15 protein-coding genes are annotated in these 18,304 nt (G+C 63.3%); 13 read left to right on the forward strand and 2 right to left on the reverse strand.

Annotated features, from left to right (window positions below; translation table 11 throughout):
• The 11 genes from mshL to DBR23_RS02880 form a co-directional block, all read left to right on the forward strand.
• Positions 1 to 1,101: pilus (MSHA type) biogenesis protein MshL (gene mshL / locus DBR23_RS02830; RefSeq protein WP_108497250.1), on the forward strand; the 1,101-nt coding region annotated here is incomplete at its 5' end.
• On the forward strand, positions 1,098 to 2,108 hold the full coding sequence (locus tag DBR23_RS02835) for a tetratricopeptide repeat protein (protein ID WP_108497251.1): 1,011 nt from the start codon (positions 1,098 to 1,100) through the stop codon (positions 2,106 to 2,108). The genes mshL and DBR23_RS02835, both read left to right, overlap by 4 nt.
• The gene (locus DBR23_RS02840; RefSeq protein WP_108497252.1) at positions 2,105 to 3,610 is read left to right on the forward strand and encodes an ExeA family protein; all 1,506 of its coding nucleotides are present in this window, start codon (positions 2,105 to 2,107) and stop codon (positions 3,608 to 3,610) included. Before DBR23_RS02835 ends, DBR23_RS02840 begins: the two co-directional genes overlap by 4 nt.
• Positions 3,594 to 5,339: a GspE/PulE family protein gene (locus tag DBR23_RS02845; protein ID WP_108497253.1), complete on the forward strand. Its 1,746-nt coding sequence runs from the start codon at positions 3,594 to 3,596 to the stop codon at positions 5,337 to 5,339. Before DBR23_RS02840 ends, DBR23_RS02845 begins: the two co-directional genes overlap by 17 nt.
• Positions 5,340 to 5,427: 88 nt before the next feature.
• Positions 5,428 to 6,633: a type II secretion system F family protein gene (locus DBR23_RS02850; RefSeq protein WP_233250240.1), complete on the forward strand. Its 1,206-nt coding sequence runs from the start codon at positions 5,428 to 5,430 to the stop codon at positions 6,631 to 6,633.
• A gap of 116 nt (positions 6,634 to 6,749) precedes the next feature.
• Positions 6,750 to 7,319: a hypothetical protein gene (locus DBR23_RS02855; RefSeq protein ID WP_108497254.1), complete on the forward strand. Its 570-nt coding sequence runs from the start codon at positions 6,750 to 6,752 to the stop codon at positions 7,317 to 7,319.
• Positions 7,316 to 8,098, forward strand: coding sequence for a type II secretion system protein (locus tag DBR23_RS02860; protein WP_108497255.1), 783 nt, complete (start codon positions 7,316 to 7,318; stop codon positions 8,096 to 8,098). Before DBR23_RS02855 ends, DBR23_RS02860 begins: the two co-directional genes overlap by 4 nt.
• Entirely contained in the window at positions 8,095 to 10,341 is a 2,247-nt protein-coding gene (locus DBR23_RS02865) for a hypothetical protein (RefSeq protein ID WP_233250241.1), read from the forward strand. The genes DBR23_RS02860 and DBR23_RS02865 overlap by 4 nt, the downstream gene beginning before the upstream one ends.
• Positions 10,338 to 11,576, forward strand: a complete 1,239-nt coding sequence (locus DBR23_RS02870) for a type II secretion system protein (RefSeq protein ID WP_233250242.1) — start codon at positions 10,338 to 10,340, stop codon at positions 11,574 to 11,576. The genes DBR23_RS02865 and DBR23_RS02870 overlap by 4 nt, the downstream gene beginning before the upstream one ends.
• An 8-nt stretch (positions 11,577 to 11,584) precedes the next feature.
• On the forward strand, positions 11,585 to 12,907 hold the full coding sequence (locus tag DBR23_RS02875; protein ID WP_233250243.1) for a prepilin-type cleavage/methylation domain-containing protein: 1,323 nt from the start codon (positions 11,585 to 11,587) through the stop codon (positions 12,905 to 12,907).
• 36 nt (positions 12,908 to 12,943) lie between these two features.
• Complete coding sequence (locus DBR23_RS02880; protein WP_056063908.1) at positions 12,944 to 13,672, forward strand: prepilin-type N-terminal cleavage/methylation domain-containing protein; 729 nt, start codon at positions 12,944 to 12,946, stop codon at positions 13,670 to 13,672.
• 97 nt (positions 13,673 to 13,769) lie between these two features.
• Here the strand turns inward: DBR23_RS02880 and DBR23_RS02885 are convergent, their stop codons facing one another.
• Complete coding sequence (locus DBR23_RS02885; RefSeq protein ID WP_056063905.1) at positions 13,770 to 14,120, reverse strand: hypothetical protein; 351 nt, start codon at positions 14,118 to 14,120, stop codon at positions 13,770 to 13,772.
• A gap of 324 nt (positions 14,121 to 14,444) precedes the next feature.
• Positions 14,445 to 15,893, reverse strand: coding sequence for a PLP-dependent aminotransferase family protein (locus tag DBR23_RS02890; RefSeq protein WP_056063902.1), 1,449 nt, complete (start codon positions 15,891 to 15,893; stop codon positions 14,445 to 14,447).
• 170 nt (positions 15,894 to 16,063) lie between these two features.
• Between DBR23_RS02890 and DBR23_RS02895 the strand changes: the two genes are divergently transcribed.
• Both DBR23_RS02895 and DBR23_RS02900 read left to right on the forward strand, forming a co-directional pair.
• Positions 16,064 to 16,876 carry a c-type cytochrome gene (locus tag DBR23_RS02895; protein WP_108497257.1) on the forward strand — a complete coding sequence of 271 codons (813 nt, stop codon included), beginning with the start codon at positions 16,064 to 16,066 and terminating at the stop codon, positions 16,874 to 16,876.
• A 14-nt stretch (positions 16,877 to 16,890) separates the two neighbouring features.
• Entirely contained in the window at positions 16,891 to 18,171 is a 1,281-nt protein-coding gene (locus tag DBR23_RS02900) for a cytochrome c (protein WP_056063898.1), read from the forward strand.
• Positions 18,172 to 18,304 lie beyond the last annotated feature (133 nt).

The following is an 18,304-nucleotide window of genomic DNA, read 5'->3' on the forward strand; positions in this document are numbered from 1 at the left end:
GCCCTCAAGTCGGTATTGGGTGACTCGCACCAAGACCGCCTGGCCCAGCAGCAGCAAATGCAGCAGCAGAACCTGACCATGACGACGCCGGGCTCGTCCTCGTCGCCTTGGATTGGGAGTGGGGCCAACCCAACACGTCCCGCCCAGTTGCCGCAAGCGCCCTTGGCCACGATGAATGAAGACAGCGGCTTCACATTGAACAAGATGACTGGCACGCTGTACGTAAAAGCCCGTCCCTCCAAGATGCGCGCCGTCGAGAAGATGTTGGCCCAGGTGCACAAGGTGCTGGGCAAGCAGGTGTATGTCGAGGCGCAGCTGATCGATGTGCAGCTGTCTGACAACTTCGAGTTTGGTGTGGACTGGACGTCCTTGCGCAGCCGTCTGGCGGCAGGCTTTGGTTCGTCGCCCATGCAGCTGGGTGGCAGCTCGGGTACGTTGCCGAATGCCGGCACGGGCTACCCTTCGCGGGCCATTTCCATCCCCGCAGCGCTGATCGGTAGCGTGGCTGGGCCTGCACTGGGCATGTCTTACCAAGGCAGCAACTATGGCATTGTGATCAATGCACTGCGCTCCTACGGAAATCTGAAGGTACTGTCCAATCCCAACGTGCAAGTGCGCAACGGCACGCCTGCATTGCTGTCCGTTGGCACTAGCTCGCGCTACGTGTCGCAGTCCGCATCCACGCAAACCGTTCCTGGTGGCGGTGCGTCCACTACATCTTCCAGCGTACAGACTGACACCGTGTTCTCCGGTGTCATGGTGGGGGTGCTGCCCATGGTCCGTGACGATGGCCGCATCGAGCTGTTGCTGAATCCCATGCAGAGCGATGTCGACCCTGCCAGCCTGCAACTGGTGGCTGTGGGGGGAGACAACCTCGTCTCTCTGCCCAAGGTGAGCTACAAGGGGCTGACCACGACCTTGAACGTGGGCGATGGCGACGTGGTGGTGGTCGGGGGGTTGATCGACCAGCGCAGCTCCAATAACGACCGTGGAGCACCTGGGGTGTCTGACGTGCCTTTGCTGGGCAAGCTGTTCGGCAATGAGAACAAAGTGCACGGAAGTCGTGAGCTGGTGATCGTCTTGCGGGTGCGTGTGCTATGAGCCTCATCCACGACGCGCTGAAATCCATGGATGCGCCTCAAGATTCCAAGCCTGCCATGGCAAGGGCTTCCAAGGCGGCGGTGCGTGGCCGTCCTGCATGGCTGGATGCCATGCTGGCTTTCGCCGTCGTATTGGGGGCGGGGATTCTGGGGTGGTTTGTCTGGCAGACCCAGATGAAGCCCACGGCACTGCCGCCGCCGATGGCTGCTGCGCCAAGTCCGGCCCCCGCTGCAACGCCAGCCCCGGTGGCGGTCGCTTCGCCAGTCGCTGAAACGGCTGCGCCTGCTGCGGCATTGCCAACGCCAGTGACGGTATCCGCTGCTGACCCTGCTGCGGCCGCCAACTCTGCCATGGCTGCTGCTCCTGCACCGGTAGTTCCTGCGCCTGTTGCCGTGCCAGTTCCCGCAGTCGCTGTGGCGGCTCCCGCAGCTGCGCCCGTGCAGTCAGCGACTCCCGCTCCGGCAGTTGCCATGGAGGCTGCTGCGCCCAAGGTGGTCGTGGCAACCAGCCCACGCAGTGATGTCGCTACGCCCGCACCCGCCGCGGTGACCCGCAGCAGTGCGATGCGACAGGCGCATGGTGCCAACCGCTCCAATACGGCGGCTGCGCCCGCAGTGGCGACGGCCCCGGCCGTGGATGACACTCCGGTGGAGCTGCGCTTTGCCCGTTTCGTCGCCGCCATGAAAGAGTCGCGTACGGCCGATGCTGAACGTGAATTGGCTGCGTTGAAGGAGCGTCTGCCGGCAGGGTCTTTGGGACTGTTGCGCGCGCAAGCCTGGTTTGACCTGCGCGCCGGCCGCGATGCTGCTGCTGCAGACGGTTATCGCGCCATCCTTGAGCGGCTGCCAGGCGATGAAGAAGCTGCCATCAACCTGGCCAGCATCCAGTCGCGCCAGCAAAAGACTGAAGAAGCCCGCGCAACCCTTGATGCCGCATCGCGACTGCAACCAGATTCGGCTGCGTTGCGGGCCGCATTGGCCCAGTTCACCCCTGCTGCACGCCAATGACGGCCAATTCCATCTATGCCACGCTGGGGTTGTCACGCAACCCGTTTCCGCCGACGCCGGATGCGGGTTCGTACTTCTTCACGCCTCGGCTGGAGGAGGATTTCGCGGAGATCGTGCACTGCATCGAGGCGCGCAAGGGCTTTGTTCTTCTGACAGGAGAAGTCGGGCTGGGCAAGAGCACTTTGGTGCGACGCCTGCTGGACACCCTCAGTGGCAAGAACTGCCACTCAGCGCTGATCCTGAACACTTTTTTGCAAGACAGCGCTCTGTTGTCCGCCATACAGTCGGACTTCGGTTTGCCACCCTCGGACTCCGTCGAGCAGGGACTGGCGCGACTGACCGAGTTCCTGATCGCGGGGCATCAGGCAGGCGAGATCAGCTTGCTGGTGATCGATGATGCGCAGAACCTCAGTGTGGAATCGCTCGAGCTGGTGCGCTTGTTGTGCAATCTGGAAACCGGCCAGGAAAAGCTGTTGCAGATCCTGCTGGTCGGACAGCCCGAGCTGGAGGAAACCCTGGCGACGCCGGAGTTGCGTCAGCTCAAGAGTCGCATCATCAAACACGCTCGGCTGTCGGGTCTGCAAAAGGATGAAGTCACCCGTTACTTCGATTTTCGTGTGAACGCTGCGGGCGCAGAGGGGCGTCTCTCCATCGAACCTGCAGCTGCGGACATTTTGCACCGGGCCACGCAGGGAAACCTGCGGCGCATCCATCTGGTGCTGGACCGTTGTCTGTATGGTTTGGCGAGTACCAGAGCATCTGTGGTGACCGAGTCCCTGGTTCAGCGTGCGGTGGCGGATCTGCCTGCATTGGGGGATGAAGCCGCAGTGTTCGCCAAGGTGACTGGTGGCCATCGCGGTCGCAAGGGCTGGGTGCTCGCCGGCCTGCTGGCGGGCACGACAGCAACAGTCGCGTTGGCCAGCTGGGGGTTGGCTACCCAACCCAGCGAGCATGTATCGCCAGCAGCCCCCGTGGTGGCAGCTCCCGCCCCCGAGGTAGTTCGGCCAACGGTGTCGGGCGAGGCCTCAGCCTTATCGCCCAATGGCAGCTCTGCGACCGCCTTCGTGGCGACTGCACCGACACCCAAGGCGCAGCCTGCGGCTGCGGTACCTGCTCGCCAAGCCTGTGAAAACCAGCTCAAGGCGGCCGCTGCTGCTGACGAGGTGGTGCATGTTTACCGCCTGCCCGATGGCATGGCCGACAGCCTGAAACCGTCGACTCGCCTGTGCCGCTTCAGTGTGGACAAGGAGTCCTGGGTCGCATGGCTGAGTCGCAACAACACGCGCAACATCGAGGCCGCCGAGCAGGTCACGCGCAAGGTACAGGGCAAGCTCAAGGGCATGGGCCTTCTGGACAAGCGTGAGCCTGACGACGGTTTTTTTGGTTTGAAGACTGGAGAGGCGTTCGCCCGCTTTCAACTGCAGCAGGGTCTGCCGCCGACTGGCAAGCCCGACGAACTGACCTTCTTACTTCTGGAGCATCAGGATGCATCCCCCCGCTGAATCATTGCTAGAGGCCTCGGGCCAGTTGCAGCCCGTAGGCCCTACGGCCGAGGATCGCCTGGCGGTGCTGCGTGACAAGAGTCCTTCCCTGGGCGCTGCATTGGTCAATGCCGGCCTTGTGTCTGCAGTCGCCATCGACTATGTGTTGCAAAAACAGAAGATCGAGAAGGTGCCTATGGGCAACCTTCTGGTGGAGCTGGGCTTCGCAAGTGCCAACGAGGTCGCACGCCAGCTTGCTGGCCAGCGCGGACTTCGCTTTGTCAACGCCGATGAAATGCCGGAGCCCGATACGGCCGTAGCCGGCATTTTTAACCGATCGTTGTGCCTGACTTATGGCTTCCTGCCTGTGCGGGAAAACGACGAAGGCCTGATCGAGGTAGTGCTTGGCGACGCACAGCCTGATACGGTGACCGAACTTGTGCAGCGCAAGCTGGGCAAGGGATGCCATTTTTTCCAAGGTGAATTCGATAGTGTTGCTCAGGCCATCCAGCAGCACTATTACTTCGCAGAGCACCCGCCGGCACGCCTGATCGAGAGCGAGGTCCGCAAGCTCGAAGCTGACGTGGATCGTGCTTACAGCCCCGCCCGTTTGCTGGAACACATGCTCCACCTAGCGGTGCGCGAACGGGCGACGGATATCCATCTGGCGCCCACCGCGCGTAGCCGTTCTGTGCTGCTGCGCGTAGACGGTGTTTTGCGTCCGGTGTTCGCGCTCTCGCCGGCCCTGGACCGCCTGGTGGTCTACGTCAAGCTGCAGGCCGACATGGATGCCAGCGAACAGCGCTTGCCCCAGGACGGTAGCTTTACGGCACAGGTGATGGAGCACAACTTCACCATCCGTGTCTCCACCTTGATCTCTGAATTTGGCGAGCGCATGGTGCTGCGCCTTTTGCCCGAACGCAGCAACCTGGACAAGCTGGCAGACCTCGGTTTTCTGGAGGAGGATGTCGCCGTCATGGCCAAGGCGTTCTCGCGTCCGCACGGCCTCATCCTGATCACGGGCCCTACCGGCTCAGGCAAGAGCACGACGTTGCACGCCGCGCTGCGCATGCAGCCCTTGATCGAGCGTAATGTGTTGACCGTGGAGGACCCGGTGGAATACCGTGTCCCGGTCGCCTGCCAGACCGAAGTCAACCGCCGTGCGGGCTACGAGTTTGCCAACGCCATGCGGCACTTTCTGCGGCATGACCCCGACATCATCCTGGTGGGTGAAATCCGGGACTCCGAGACTGCACGCGCAGCGCTCGACGCATCCTCTACCGGGCACCTGGTGTTGTCTACCTTGCACGTGGGCAGCATTTTTGGGGTGATGCCTCGCCTCAAGCTGCTGGGCGTGGACACAGAAACGATTGCCGAAAACCTGGTGGCAGTGATCAACCAGCGCCTTGTACGCCGCATTTGTCCACACTGCGCCAAGCCACGTCTTGCGACTGACGATGAGCGCCGCTGGCTGGGGCAGGGCGCTGCGGGCGAAATGCTGCAGGTGTTCCATGGTGCCGGCTGCCATCACTGCCGCGACACAGGGTATCTGGGCCGCCTGCCGGTGTACGAAATGCTAGTGGTCAACCGTGATCTGGCGGACGCCATCGCCTCTGATGCCACGCGGGCCGAAATGCGGCAACGCGCACTGGCAGCAGGCATGCGCCCCATCTTGACGTTGGCGCGACACCGCGTGTTAGCAGGTGAGACCACGATGGAGGAAATCCTCCGCACCGTGGGCGAGGACTGAGCCGCTTTGGCGGAAGCATTGCATGGCCAATCTCAACACTTATTACTACCGCGTACTGCTGCCCCATGGCGGGGTGCGCTCAGGCCTGTTGCGCCTGGCAGTCAAGCGCGACTTATCGGCTCGCATGCGGCTGGAGGCCGACACTGACGGCACGGTGATCAGCCTCTGGCGTTTTCCGGCCTGGCTTGCAGTGGTGGCCGATGCGCTGTTGCATCTGTTCCGAAAGCAAGTGCGCGGCGAAGACCTTGCGGGCTTCCTTCGCGACCTGGGCCTCATGATGCGCGCAGGCGTTCCCGCCCTCGATGCACTGACCACCCTGGTGGAAGAAAGCCACAGTGTTGGCAACCCTGCCATGGCGTCCGTTGCACGCAACATGCTGGACGACCTGAACGCGGGTGTGGGCATGACCGAAGCTTTCAATCGGCACCCCAATGTGTTCCCCGAGACCGTGCGCAACCTGATCTCCATCGGGGACCAGACCGGTACTCTGGACCGCATGCTGGGCGAAGCCGCCGAGCACGTGGAGCGCATGATCAATATCCGGCGCGATATCAAGACTGCTCTGATCTATCCGGCGTTTGTGTTCGCCTCCATCATTGGCGTCGCCATCTTCTGGATCTACTACGTTGTGCCCAACATGGCGCGCCTGTTCAAGCAGCTGCAGGCGAAACTGCCACCCATCACAGAAGGGCTGGTGGCCTTTGCGAACTTGCTGTCCACCCATCTGCCCTGGGTGCTGCTGGTCACGGTCATCGTGGTGTCGATCGGCGTCATTGCCTTCAGACGGTCCGAGCGATTCCAGCTTGCAACCTATACCTTCATGCACCGTTTGCCTATTGCTCGTACGTTGCTGGTGTCTTCCGGCATGGCACATATCACCGAGCATCTCTCGATCCTCGTACGTGCGGGGGTAGACATGGTGTCCAGCCTGCGCGTTCTGGGGCGGGCCACCAAGAACCGCTACTACCGCACCCGTCTCATCCATGTGGCGGAATCGGTTTCGCGCGGGGAGTCCGTGTCCTCATCGATGCGGCGCGTAGGCGGTTTTCCCGCCATGGCAGTGCGCATGATTTCAGTGGGGGAAGAGTCCGGTAGCCTGGATCAGCAGCTCTCTCACCTTGCAGCGGACTATCGCAAGCGCCTCGAGGTGTTGGTCAAGTCGCTCGCGGAAATCCTCAAGCCTCTGATCATCCTGGTTGCAGGGGGCTTGTTTCTTTTCCTGATCGTTGCGCTGTTGTTGCCTGTGTACGACCTGGTGCGGCAGTCGGTCACTCAAAGTATGGGAGGCGGCTGATGTCACGTTCTTTGTTGTCACTTCGCGCAGACATTCCAACCCCTGTTTCTGGCATAGGTTTGTTTGAGAGTTTTCATGCTGGTGAGGCCTGCCCGTTCTGCTGGGCAGGAGACTGAATGCGTAAGCCCGTTTTGGTAGGTGCGAGTCTAGGACTGCTGCTGTTGGTCGCGATCGCCGTCGGTGTATGGATAACTGATAAGCATCCCGAGCCAGTTGTCGGTGGAATACCACCTCGCACGACGAGCCCCCGGATCGTGCCGTCAGCCCCAGCGGCTTCCATGGCTCCGGGCACAGCACAGAGCATTCCACAGGCAGACTTGGCAAGGCAGGACCGCCGCCGCCGCCTGGCGGAAGTGCGCGCGGAATTCAGGGCGCTGAGTGCTCAAGGGGCGCAGGCATCGCCGCAGAAAATGCGGGCGTTGGTGGATGAATTGGAGGCCTTGTCCGGCCCCAGCTTCGATCCGCGTTATTTCCAGTCGCTGCGGACGATGCTGGACCAGAACGCAAAACTGCAGCAACTCAACGCAGAACTGCAAGTCCTCACCAAAAGCAAGGCCCCCAAGGATGCAGCGCGACAGGAAGCCATCCTCGCCGAAATGCGTGCAATAGGCGAGCGCGTGGCTGCGGAAGCAAAGGCCATGCAGGCCTTCATGCCCAAGCCCACGCCTGAGGTAAAAGCTCCATGAGTTCCAGTGGTTCTTACTCTGGCGCATTGCACAAGCGTGCCACGCAGAGGGGATTTTCCCTGGTCGAAGGGGCGATCGCGCTCGTGGTAGCGGGGCTAATGACTTGGGCGGCTTTCAGTGGGTACGTGACGGTATCCGAACAACAGGAAATCGAACGTGGCCGAGCCGAGGCAGAGCAATTGCAGTCGATTCTGCGGGCATTTGCACTGCGCAATGGGCGGCTTCCATGTCCTGCGAGCACGCCTGACGGATATGAGGCGCTGAGCAGTGGAGTGTGTGCATCAGGGGTCCAGCTGGGTTGGTTCCCTTATGTGAGCGTCGGTCTGGAATTGCCCACGGATCGACTGCGTGCCCGCTATTCGGTTTTCCGAGAAGCGAACCTCGCCGTGCCTGCGCAAGACGCAGATCTGGCTGTGGAGTTGGAGCGAACGGGTGATTCGCTGGGTGCGCCTACGCATCGGGACATCACCGACTTGATCGTTGCTTTGAACAATGCGTCTACTAAGCCAGTGTCGTCAGCGCGCACGTATCTCACAGGTGACGGCGGTGCGGCGGGAGCCATTGATTGCGCTGCCAATCGTGTAATGGTTGCAGCGTACTGGGTGGTGGTGCCACTTCAAGACAAAGACGGCGACGGGAACCGCCTGGATGCCCCTCACACTCTCACCAGTTTGTGCGCAGCGAGCCCTTCAGCGCCGCTGCGGTTTGCGTCGGATGACGTGGTGATCGCGGAGTCACCTGCGCAGTTGGCAGGGTGGTTGCGCAAGAGCCTGCCTTGACGGCAATCCCCTCCTTCACTTTCATGCTGCCGATGTCTACGACCTGTCTCTCCTTGCCGCTCCGAAGCGCTGCACGCCGCGCAGGCGGATTTGGCCTGCTGCAAGTGATGCTGCTCATCGCAGTAATGTCTGGTCTTGCCACGATGGGCTACCTTCAATGGCGCGAACGTTCCGCGTTGGATTCGTCCCGCCAGGAACGTCAGGCCCTGGCACAGGCTGATCAGGCGTTGATTGCCTATGCCACTGTAGCCCGCAGCTTGCCGTGTCCAGACGTTGATCGAGACGGTTTGCAGGATTGCGGTGCACCGGCTACCCAAAAGGGATGGCTGCCAACGGCGACCCTTCGCATGGCAGGCGTTGACCCCGGAGTGGACGTGGGGCAGTTGCGCTACCTCGTTCAGCGCCAAGGTGGTGCCAACGACCTCACGATGCTGACGGATACGTGGACTCCTCTCGAGTACAGCGACGGAGCCGACGGCTTTTTCGCCATGCGCGGAGCTCCTTACCCAGCGGACATCCTCACGTTGACCGACCTGTGCCAAAGGCTTGACACCGGCCGCAGGGCGACGATGTTACCCACCATGGCTCAAGTCAATGCGCCGACCCCGCGCGCCATCGCCTATGCGCTGGCCCATCCGGGAAACAACGATGCGGATGGTGACGGTGATCTATTTGACGGCGCCAATTCCAATGCCGCAGCCAATGTCAACCGCATGGAAGACCCGAACCGGCGTTCGCTCCTGGCGGGGTACAACGACATCGTGCTGGAGCGGTCTTACGACAGCCTGCTGTCGGCTTTTCATTGCCGCCCTTTGATCGATTCCATCAACACAGTAGCTCTGGCCCATGATGTGGCCGGAGACGTGGCTGAGATGCGTGCCGACAACATCTCGTCTGCCCGTCGTTCGGTTGCCTTCAGCACTTTGGCGGCCATCATGACGTCTCTGGAGATTGCCCTGGCCGTGGCAGAGGGGGCTTCTGATGCTGGCAACGCCGCCGCAGAGTGGGCCATCTGTGCGGCGTCGCTGGGGTTGGCGGTCAATGCCTGTGCGGCCGCACCCCAGCACACGGTAGCGATTGGGCTGGCGGGGGGCGTCATCATCGCCAACGGTCTTGCCGTGGTTGCCAATGCAGTGGCGGCTGGCATTGCCGGTACAGCTTTGACGCTGGCCGATAGTAGTGCCACGGCTAACGATATATGCCCTCCCATGGATCCGGCGGTGAACAACCTCATGCTGTCCATCGCGCAGCAGGAGGTGACGGATGCCCATGCCGAACTGGCCGCCGCGACTACGGCTGTCAACAACAAGACGGCAGAACTCAATACCGCCATCGCGCAGCGAACTGCCGCCGTCACCAGTCTGACCAGCCTGATTCGAAATGGCCAAGCCAGTTCGCAGATCGACGGATTGCTCAACACCTTGCTGGCTGCTGCCGGTACCTGGGGCAGTACATCGTACGCCAGCGCTGCCGCCGATTCCAAGGTCACGCAGGCTACGCAGCTGCGTGATCGCTGGGCGGCCGAGGTCGCCAAGTACAACGCAATGCTGGCAGACATACCGGGCACTCTCGCCCGATTGAATAGCGAGATTGCTGCACTGGACTTGCTCATTGCCACCAATCCGCCCAACAAGACAGACCTTCAGAATGAGCGTGACGGCAAGGATGCGGAGCGCAAATTGGCTGGTGATGTAGCCGGCCTGACGGCCGTGCGAGACAAAGCTGTGGCTGAACTGGCCAGCGCACAGACGGCACTGGACAACGCCGTTGCTGCGCAAACGGCTGCCAGCGCTGCCTATTCCACGGCGCAGACGAGCTACCAAAGTGCCATTTCAAACTTTGTCAACGGCACGGCCCGCTACAACATCTACAACAGCAGCGGGGCCGTGGTTGCCTATGGATGCACGACCGCCTGTCAGGCTGGCGACGTCAATATCAACAGCGTGGGCCAACTGGGCTCCGCGCTGGTCGACCTTTTTGGACTGGGCGCGATGACCAGCCCGAGCACCGACGCCAAGTACCTTAAACCCGTCAAGCTGCAAAAAGAGCTGGATGCTTTGAATCAACGTCTGGCGGCAGCGCAAGATCGCAAGGCCACGGCCGATGCCCGGTTGCTGGAGGCGCAAAACCGTGTCAATAACCCGCCGCCCTGCAACGCCACGGGCTCAGCCGTAGTGCCCATGACACCCGAGCAAGCCGAGTCCATCTTGGCGGATGTAGATCGCAAGGGAGGGACGCGATGATGTTCATGAGAGCGGACGCGCAATTACCTTCGCGCCTGCGCCAGACAGGGTTGTCACTGGTGGAGCTGGGCGTTGCCATGGCAATCGTCGGGGTGATTGGCATCATCACTTGGCGATGGGTGGCCGACACGCGTGCTCCTATGGATCGCACTGCCATCATGGGGCAGCTGACTGAAGCCCAAGCAGCGGTGGAAGGCTTTGTGCTCGCCAATCATCGGCTGCCCTGCGCCGCATCCGGCACCAATGGCACAGAAGACTGTGGCAACACCAGCGCTGCTGCGGTCTTGCTGCCGTGGCGCACTCTGGGGTTACCCAGTCGCATGGGCCAGTTGCACTATGGCGTCAATCGCGGTGCTTCGCTGGATCTCGCCAGTGCGCCGACGGCCTCCGCTTTCCCTGATCTCAACATCAATTACACCCCCGCTATTCCGGTGCTGGCTTTGTCAACCGATGCGGGCGTCAACGCTGCTGCAGCCGCGTTGACGGGCGCCATCACGGCAGCAAATGGCAGGCGCGCCGTTATCAATGGCCTTGATTGGTGCCGTGTGGTGCGCCGTCTTGCGGCCAATCCCACGGCGGCGGGTGTCCTCACTGCGGGCAATCTCACCGCAAGTATTCCGGTCGCGTTTGTGATCGCGCACCCGGGGGTGAATGGCGTGTTTGAGGGCAGCAATGTGCCGGGAGGTGCAGCGGGGTTCAGATTCGATATGCCCGGACGCGCGCAGGACAGCAATTTCGATGATCTGTCCGTGGCTGTTGGCGCGGGCGACCTTGCGTCCCGCATTGGGTGCGTGCCGCGTCTGGGTGCTATGCAGGCTGCCGCGCAGGGGGCCTACACCGCTTATGACAACGTGCGAGTGGTGCAGGAATACTGGTCTTTGCGGGTCTTCGACATTGAGCAGGCACAGTCAGCCCTGGAGGCCGCAGAAACGGGCGTCATCATGGCGGCCATGAACGCTGCTCTGGCCGCCGGCAGCGCGGCACTGGCCGTCGCTTCAGCCGCCAACACCGAGGGGATCACGATTTTTGGTCTAGTTCTGTCTGCGGCCAATGTGGTCACCGCAGCTGTAGAGGTGGGTTTTGCGGCGGACGATCTCATTGAAGCCCAGAAGGCACTGCAAGACTCTAAAGACAAGGAACTCGCGTCGCGGGCGTATGTGATCGAGGTGTTTGAAACTTTTACCCAAGCGCTGACGGCGGCGAACCGGCTGGATGAGAAAGGGCTTAACCCATGAGACACCGTATGGAGGGTTTCACTCTGGTCGAGCTGTCGCTGGTGTTGTTGGCTCTGGGGCTGATATTGCCTGGTGCAGTCATCTTCTGGCAGTTGTCAGAGCGGCATCGCGTGGCGGCCGTGCAAATGGACGCGCAACAGCAGTCGCGCCAGGCACTGCTGGGTTATCTGCATTCTCATTTCAGGTTGCCATGCCCGGCTGCGGATGCTAACGGCGTGGAGTCCTGCACGGATGGTGCCGTGATTCGCCAGGTGGGCTATCTCCCTTGGCGTACGTTGAACCTTCCGCGCCCTGAGGCAGGACGTTTGCGGTACGGCGTATACCGTGAGCCTTCAGGTGCCACGATGGTTGCCGCTCCTTCGGACCGGGACCTTGCGGTGGCTCGCGACCGCATGAACCCGCTGCGTGTACGCACCCCATCTCCCAAACCCCAGAACCACACAGCGGCCCCCAACCCAAACGCGCCTCCCATTCCGGAAGTGCTGTCCAGCTTGAACAGCGTGTTGGGAGTTACCCAGTCTGGCAACGATGCGGCACCACTGAACCCAGCCTGCGATGCTGCCGGTGACCCGGCCTGTCCATTGGGTGTAGTCAATGCGGTCAATCTCATTGACATTTGCCTGGCGCTGAACACCGCCAGCGATGCTTTGGTGGCTCCTGCTGGCCGGTTGGCCACTCAGGTCGGAGCAACCCGGCGCACCGCCGCCTTCGTGATCGCCGCGCCAGGTCTGTTGGATGCCCAAGGCAATGGCCAGGCGTTTGACGGCGCCAATGCCACTGCATCCAACGCTGACCCCACTTTCGCTTCGCCCAGTCAGGCTGTAACCGAACAGTACGATGACATCGTGCTGGCCGCGAGTCACACCGAGCTGTTTGCAGAGCTGCAATGTGGGGCAGCGTTGTCCGCCATTTCACACGCTCATTTCAACGTAGCCACGGGAGCTTTTGTGATGGAGCGTGCCATGTACGACTACCGTGATCAACTCTACATCGCTGTGGTGCTGGCTCGTGCTGATGTTGCCGCGGCGGCGGCAGGAGCGCTTTCTGCAGCTGCTGGGTCGCTAGATGCCGCGAAGGAGATGGTGTCCGCCGTGGCAGATACCACCATGTCTGTGGGCGCTCGTGCGTTTCAGATAGCACTGGCGGCTGTGGGCATCGGATTGGCTGTGGCCAGCGATATTGCGGCTGCGGCCGCTGTGGTGGATGCTGCGCTTTCTCTTGCAGAAGCTGAGGATGTTTTTGATGGCTTCGCGACACGCACGACGGCAATGACCGAATTGTCACGAGACATTAATACCAACGCGTTGCGGGCTGACGCCATTGGCCACTGATGAATTTGATGACCGACGTTTACTGAGTGACGCACCATGACCCCATTTCACATTCACCCTCACGGCGCTGCCTCGCGTCGACAACGTGGTTTTTCGCTTCTCGAGCTGAGCGTCGTTCTGATCGTGATCGGCTTGTTGCTGGGTGCCGTTGCTGTTGGTCGTGATTTGCAGCGTTCTGCCGCCAATCAGCGGCTGTCCACCGACTTCATCCAGGGCTGGCAACTCGCGTATGAAGGCTTCTTCAACGGTGTGGGTTACCCACCCGGTGACAACCCGACCGCGCCCACAGGGCAGGTCAATGGAAACGCTGCCACGCCCGGTACAGAGCTGTGTGGTGCGGACATGATCAATGCATTTCTGGCCGCCGGTATCCGCCTGCCCACGGGCCGTGCCGAGGGCCAGCAGGACCGCTATGTGTATCTGGACAGCAATGGGAACCCGCAGGAAGTGCGGGTGTGTTTTCAAAGCCGTGACTGGGCTGAGCCTGGCGCCACCGGGGGAGTGTTTGTATCTCGCAAGCGCAACATCATGGTGGTCCGTGGTGTGACGTTTTCCTTGGCGGCTGCGTTGGACCAGCAGATCGACGGACGCAGTGATGCGCGTTTTGGGCGCTGGCGCGATATCTCCTTCGCCAATTCCATCGCTGAACTCAATGGCCAAGCCTGGCCCATTGATGACCGGATGGCATTTGGGTCCACCACAGTGACTTCGCTGGATGAATCGCAGGTGGCCATCACCACGGCGCTTTTTCAGATGATGCGCTGATTTCCGTGCGCGAGCCGCGAACGCTTGGCGCGGTGGCGGTAGCGTGAGGCAGGGGTACTTGGCGTGTCGTCGCTTTGAACGATTAAACCCTCGGTCCTCAAGCTTCTGCCAGCTGAAACCGCTGGTCAAAATTCATCTTGCCCAGCAGGCTCAGCGCCGCGTCGCGGGTAGCGTTGTCCACCTTGCTGATGTCCAGGCTGTAGCGCTTGGCGGTGGATACCACATCCACACATTTGTGGCCCCATTGCACCGCCACGAGCAAGGCGGGGCGCTGGCCTGCCTCGGCGCCCACTGATACGCCGCGCTGCTCGGGCCGCAGCATGAATTCGAGGTGGGGGGTGCGCACCAGTGTGAGGCGGTCGGCACCTTGTGGGCCCAGGGCGAACGAAACCACCCAGTCATCTTCGTCTTCCACCATCACAAACGGAACATGCTGGGGTGCGGCCATGGTGTTGGGCGTTGAGGTTGGAGGGCGGGGCGCGTGGGCCGCTGTGGTGCGTAGCCCAGGGTGCGGGCGGGCGCCAGTATGCCGCTGCAAGCGCTGTGCCTGCTGCGGGAGAACCCGAGGTTGGGCCTTTCCAACGCGGTGGGTGGGGTGTCAGCGTGGTGCAAGGCTAGCGAGGTGCGCGCTGGCGGGGGCAATGCGGTTAATTGGTGCCAGGGCCGCGCGCCGTCTGCAGGTGCCAGGGCTCTGATAGAAATGGGCCTAAGCGCCACATCCGCATGCTTTACAAGCTATCGTTTTGCTAGTTCTTTTTGTAATTGCTGTGCTCTACGGAACGGCTGTCGCCAAGCCCGCGGCCAGTTGGCCCACGGTGCGCAGTGCTGGTTCCAGCCGCCCCTGCGCTGGATGCCCGTAGTTGATGCGTACGCAGTGCGCAAACCGCTGGTCGGCCGAGAAGATCTGCCCGGGCGCGAGGCTAATGCCCTGCTGCAGTGCCAGTCGGTGCAGTTCCAGCGCGTTCACTTCAGGCGGCAGCTCCACCCACAAGAAGTACCCACCCTCAGGCCGCGATACGCGGGTGCCGTGTGGGAAGTGCTGCGCTACGGCCGCCAGGGCCAGCGCCTGCTGCTCGGCCAGGCTGCGGCGCAGCTGGCGCAGGTGCCGGTCGTAGCCGCCCTGGGCCAGGTATTCCGACAGCGCCTGCTGTGACGGCGTGGCAGCCGATAGCGTGGTCATGAGCTTGAGCCGCTGCACCGCCTTGGCCTGGCGGCCCGCCGCCACCCAGCCCACCCGGTAGCCGGGCGCCAGGCTTTTGCTGAATGAGCTGCAGTGCATCACCAGCCCCTCGATATCAAACGCCTTGGCTGGGGGCGGGCGCTGGGGGCCAAAGTGCAGCTCGCCATACACGTCGTCCTCGATCAGCGGGACACCGTGGCGCGCCAGCAGGGCGACTAGCTCGCGCTTCTTGTCCTCGGGCATCAGGCTGCCCAGCGGGTTCTGAAAGCTGGGCATGAGCCAGCAGGCCTTGATGGGCTGGTGGGGTGTTTGCCGCTCCAGTGCTTGCGCCAACGCTGCCAGGTCGATGCCATCGCGCGGGTGGGTGGCGATTTCCAGCGCCTGCAGGTTCAGCCGCTCCAGGGCCTGCAACGCGGCGTAGAAGGTGGGCGATTCGACCACCACCACGTCGCCGGGCTGGGTGACGGCCTCCAGGCAGAGGTTGAGCGCCTCCATGGCGCCGTTGGTGATGATGATTTCTTCCACGTCCACCGGCATGCCGTGCACGCCGTAGCGCAGGGCAATCTGCTGGCGCAGGCGTTCGTCGCCGGGCGGCAGGCTTTGCACGATGGTCCACGGGTCGAGCTTGCGCATGCCGCTGCCCAGGCAGCGCGCCAGGCGCTCCAGTGGAAACAGCTCCAGCCCTGGAAAGGCCGAGCCCAGCGGCACCAGGTCGCGGTCGCGCGCCAGGCCCAGCACCTCGAACACCAGGTCGCTGATGGCCACGCCGGTGGAGGTGGCGGCGGGCTGCGAGGGCTGGGGCTCCGCGGGTCGAACCTCGGCCGTACCTGGTAGCCGGGCGCTGACGTAGTAGCCCGAGCGCGGGCGCGCATGGATCAGGCCCTGGGCCTCCAGCAGGTAATACGCCTCGAACACGGTGGACGGGCTGATGCCCCGTGTGCGGCTGGCCTCGCGCACCGAGGGCACGCGGTCGCCGGGACGCAGGGCGCCGCTGTGGATGAGCTGGGCAATGGCGTCGGCGTGGCGTTCGTAGCGCTTCATGGGCAGGGCCGGGTTGATGCAGGGCAAACTGATCTGTATTTTTAACTCGAAACTGAATCTGTACTGTTTTTGGGGGCGGGCGTAGAGTGGCGGACTGTGTGGGCGCACGCCTTGCGTGTTTGGCCGCTGTGGGCCACCCAACCGTTTCTTTCCCGGACAAGAAGATTCCCATGACCGATTGCCTGCGCAGCTTGCTGCGCCCCGTTCTCAGCCTGCCTGCGGCCACTGCCCTGTTGGCGCTGGCCTTGAGCGCTGGCGCTGTGGCCCAGACGGTGCCTGCCAGCGCCAACCCTGCAACCCCGGTGGCCGCTGCATCCACTGTGGCCACAGTGCCCGCGTCTTCCATGTCTTCACGCGTGCTGGCCTGCACCGCCTGCCACGGCAAGGAAGGCCGTGCCACGCCCGACGGCTACTTTCCGCGCATTGCGGGCAAGCCAGCGGGTTATCTGACCAACCAGCTGCTCAACTTTCGGGACGGGCGGCGCAGCTACCCGCAGATGGGCTACCTCATCGAGCACCTGACGGACGATTACCTGCGCGAGATGGCCGAGCACTTTGCCGCGCTCGACTTGCCGTACCCACCGCCGCCCGCACCACAAGCGCCCGCCGCCGCGCTGGAGCAGGGCCGCCAGCTGGTGCAGCAGGGCGACGCGGCGCGCCGCATTCCCGCCTGTGTGGCCTGCCACGGTGCGGCCATGACGGGCGTGGCACCGTCCATCCCCGGCCTGCTGGGCCTGCCGCGTGACTACCTCAACAGCCAGCTGGGCGCCTGGAAGACCGGCCAGCGCCGCGCGCACGTGCCCGACTGCATGGCCGATATTGCCCGCCAGCTCACGCCCGATGACGTGAGCGCAGTCTCGGCCTGGCTGGCAGCCCAGCCCGTGGCGGCGGGTGGCAAGCCAGCCCGCACGCTGCCCGCCGCCATGCGGGCCCGATGCGGCGGTGTGGCTGAGGTTCCCGTCGCTGCTGCAGCGGCACGCTGAGAAGGGATGCACCGATGAAACGCATCCTCTGGACCCTCTCTTCCGTGCTGGCGGCGCTCGGCATTGCCGCCGCCGTGCTGATCACCCTGAACCTGCGTGGCGAAGAGCCGCTGCCCACCGCCGAGACGCTGCAATCCACGCCCGTGCTGGTGCAGCGCGGCGAATATCTGGCCCGCGTCGGCAACTGCATGGCCTGCCACACCACCCAGGGTGGCGCGCCGTTTGCAGGCGGGCGCGGCATTGAGACGCCGTTTGGCGTGGTGCACAGCTCCAACCTCACGCCCGACAGGGTGCAAGGCATTGGCAGCTGGACCTCGGCCGAGTTCTGGCGCGCCATGCACCATGGCCGCAGCAAGGACGGGCGGCTGCTGTACCCGGCCTTCCCGTACCCCAACTACACGCAGGTGACGCGCGAGGATTCGGACGCCATCTTTGCCTATCTGCAAAGCGTGCCTGCTGCACCCGACGCCAACCGCGCCCATGCGCTGCGTTTTCCGTACAACACGCAGGCGGCATTGGCCGTGTGGCGTGCGCTGTTCTTTGCGCCCGGAGCGCCCAGCGCCGAACCCACGCAGACGGCGGAATACAACCGGGGCGCCTATCTGGTCAACGGCCTGGGCCACTGCACCGCCTGCCACACGCCCCGCAATGCACTGGGCGCCACGACGGACGCCAAGGCCTTCACCGGCGGGTTGATCCCGGTGCAGAACTGGTATGCCCCCGCACTCAATGCGGCGCACGAGGCGGGCGTGAAGGAGTGGCGCACCGACGACGTGGTGGCACTGCTCAAGACCGGCGTGGCCCCGCAGGGCTCGGTGCTGGGCCCCATGGCCGAGGTGGTGTTTCGCAGCACGCAGTACCTGAGCGACGCCGATGCGCGCGCCATGGCCGTGTACCTGCAGGGCCTGCCGCAGCAGGATCGCAAGGCGGCTGCCACCGTGGCCGCCCCCCCGGCCAGCGCGATGGCGCGAGGCGGCAAGGTGTACGAGCAGCAATGCGCGCAGTGCCACGGCGACCGGGGGCAGGGCGAGCCGGGCGCGTTTCCGGCACTGGCGGGCAATCGCGCCATCACGCTGGCCGACCCCACCAACCTGGTGCGCGTGGTGCTGCAGGGCGGCTACCTGCCCGCCACCGCAGGCAACCCGCGTCCGCACGGCATGCCGCCGTTTCAGCAGACCTTGTCGGACGAGGAGGTGGCGGCGGTGACCACGTTTGTGCGCAACAGCTGGGGCAACCAGGCGCCAGGTGTGGGTACCATCGAGGTCTATCGCGCGCGCGAGCGCCGCGGCATGTAGCGCCAGGCCCGGGGCCCGCGCCAGCCGCCCCGCAGCGCGGCCCTCCAGGAGCCCTTTTGATGTCCAGTCCCGCCGCACTGCCCGAACCCGCCCCCACGAGCCCAGGTGCCGCCACGCCCAGCGGCTGGTGGGC

It is taken from the genome of Acidovorax sp. HMWF018 (genome assembly GCF_003061035.1).
Taxonomy (GTDB): domain Bacteria; phylum Pseudomonadota; class Gammaproteobacteria; order Burkholderiales; family Burkholderiaceae_C; genus Acidovorax; species Acidovorax delafieldii.